At 70.8% G+C, this 2,116-nt stretch carries 3 protein-coding genes; 2 read left to right on the top strand and 1 reads right to left on the bottom strand.

Going from position 1 to position 2,116, the window contains the following annotated elements; all coding sequences use genetic code 11:
- On the top strand, positions 1-1,000 hold a 1,000-nt coding region (locus tag AB0J09_RS63095), incomplete at its 5' end, for an HIRAN domain-containing protein (RefSeq protein ID WP_360713886.1).
- Positions 1,001-1,100: 100 nt separating this feature from the next.
- Here AB0J09_RS63095 and AB0J09_RS63100 read toward each other — a convergent pair.
- Entirely contained in the window at positions 1,101-1,829 is a 729-nt protein-coding gene (locus tag AB0J09_RS63100) for a TIGR03619 family F420-dependent LLM class oxidoreductase (protein WP_360713888.1), read from the bottom strand.
- Here AB0J09_RS63100 and AB0J09_RS63105 point away from each other — a divergent pair.
- A partial coding sequence (locus AB0J09_RS63105) for a hypothetical protein (RefSeq protein WP_360713890.1) occupies positions 1,824-2,116 on the top strand: 293 nt, incomplete at its 3' end. The two genes, AB0J09_RS63100 and AB0J09_RS63105, sit on opposite strands and share 6 nt — an antisense overlap.

A 2,116-nucleotide genomic window follows, 5' to 3' on the forward strand; every position in this document is an offset into this window, starting at 1 on the left:
CACTGGGCTCAGCCTGTCCGGCTGCGCCGATGCCCGCACCGCCGCTCAGACCCTGGCCGCGCAGGTCGACCTCGATCCCGAGCTGCTCACCGACGACGGCTGGCCCGACCTGCGCCACCTGCTGCTGCGGCAGGCCATCACCGTGGCCGAGCTGCACCGCTCAGCCAGTCAGGAACGCATCTCCGACATCGGCGTGCTCGTCGATGTGTCCACCGATTGGATGGACGGCCTGGCCGTCGACGAGCTCCGCCGCCGCCATGGCGCACGCCTCGGTCCAGACGATCCGATGCGGTTCGTCAAGGTCCTGGATCGGCTCGTCGTCCACGACCTCGCGTGGGTGATCTCGGCCATCGTGCAATTGTGGGAGCACGAACGCGACGGCCTGCCACTGCCCGGCCCCGTCACGGCGTGCGCCGCCATGATCAAGTACGGCGTCGACTCCGAATCGGCGTGTTTCGCCGCCAGCATCGGTGTGCGCAACCGCCGGGATGCCATCGCCCTTGGCCAGCTCTACGCCGCCCTTCCTGGCGAGGGCTTCGCGCACTTCCTGTCCTGGGCAGCAGCCCTCACCCCGGATGCGGTGGCCAGTTCGGTCAGCCGGCAAACGGCCAGGCTCTTCCTCGACCGCGCCGCCGTCTTGCTCACGCCCCGGCAGGCAGTGGAGCTGGCCGTCGCCGAAACCGGCACCCTCACCGTCCCTGTGCGCGGCATCGGCCCGCTAGGCACTGCCTCACTCCTGGCTGAGGCTCACAGCGGCGACCTCATCCTCCTCCGGCGTGAGCGCGACAACCTCGCCGACCCCAACGCCATCGCCGTGCACCTGCCCTCAGGGCAGCACGTCGGCTACCTCGCCCGCGAGATCGCCCACATAATGGCACCGCTGCTCGACCTGGACGAGGGCCCGTCTATCCACGCGGTCATCGAAACGCTCCCGCACCGGCGCACCCCCGCCGCCCTGGCACGCCGGGACGCCGTCAGCCTGCGCATCGAGCTGTCCTGAGCCACGCCCGCATCGAGGGTGCTTCACGCGGGGCGGGCCCGCTTGACGCGCTGCACCAGCCCTTCCACAGGCCCTGGTAGCCATGGAGGTGCTCCAGCCACTACGTGGGGCCCGCCTCGGCGTAGGCCCGCACCGGCGAGCCGGGCTCGCTCACCCCGATGACCGCCACGTCGAGGTCCCCCTCGGTAACCCGGTGCCGGCGCAGCTCGCTGACCTGAGCGGCCAGGGAGTCAGGCGAGAGCGTCATGCGGCCCTCCTGGTCGTCGCCGGCGACGATCCAGCCATCCCAGCGGGCGGCCCGCCGAAGGGCGCCTGCGGCCGTGCCGCCGACCCACACCGGGACCCGAGGGCGCTGAAACGGCAACGGCGCGAGCCGCACCCCGTCCACGGTGTAATGAGCGCCCCGGTGATGGACCTCGTCACCGGACCAGAGCGAGGTCATCACGTCGAGCGCCTCATCAAGCACCGCCCCGCCGGGACGCGCTGAGCCGAAGGCGGTGAACTCCTCCCTCACGCCGCCCAGCCCGACCCCCAAGATCACGCGGCCGCCACTCAGCCTGTCGAGCGTCGCCACGGTCTGGGCAAGGATCTCCGGGCGATGCCGGGCCACGGCCGTCACCGCCGTGCCCAGCCTGATACGCGAGGTCGCCTGGGCCGCAGCGGCCAGCGCCACCCACGGGTCCGCCGACGGTGTGCCCCAGGCGAAGGCCAGATGATCCCACACCAGCACGGCGTCCCATCCGGCCGCCTCGGCCGCCCTGGCGAGAGTGACCAGGCGCGCTGGCTCCGCGAGCTCACCGAGGATCGCGACGTCGATGCCGTAATGCATGCCCACACCCAAGCACCCGGCACCGACACTTCCGTCATCAGACTTGACCTCAGCGATGACACCGCCATCACGCCCGCGGCCACGATGCAGGTGAGCGAGCCGGTGGCCGTCCTCCTGCAGGACCTGTCCGAGCAGGATGGGCAAGCCTGCGGTCGTCATCCCGAAATTGTTGATGGGTGGACCCGAGGTGCCTGGGTGTGTCCAGTCAGTGGCTCTGGCGCACTTTCGGTGGTGACGGACCGTGGTTTAGCCGAGCAGGATGCGATGGCGGAGGAGCACGAAGCCGG

The sequence above is a fragment of the Nonomuraea sp. NPDC049784 genome, from assembly GCF_040659615.1.
Lineage (GTDB): Bacteria > Actinomycetota > Actinomycetes > Streptosporangiales > Streptosporangiaceae > Nonomuraea.

Excerpts from the sequence above, each read along its gene's own strand:
- AB0J09_RS63100 (WP_360713888.1), bottom strand. The coding sequence starts at position 1,829 with ATGCATTACGGCATCGACGTCGCGATCCTCGGTGAGCTCGCGGAGCCA.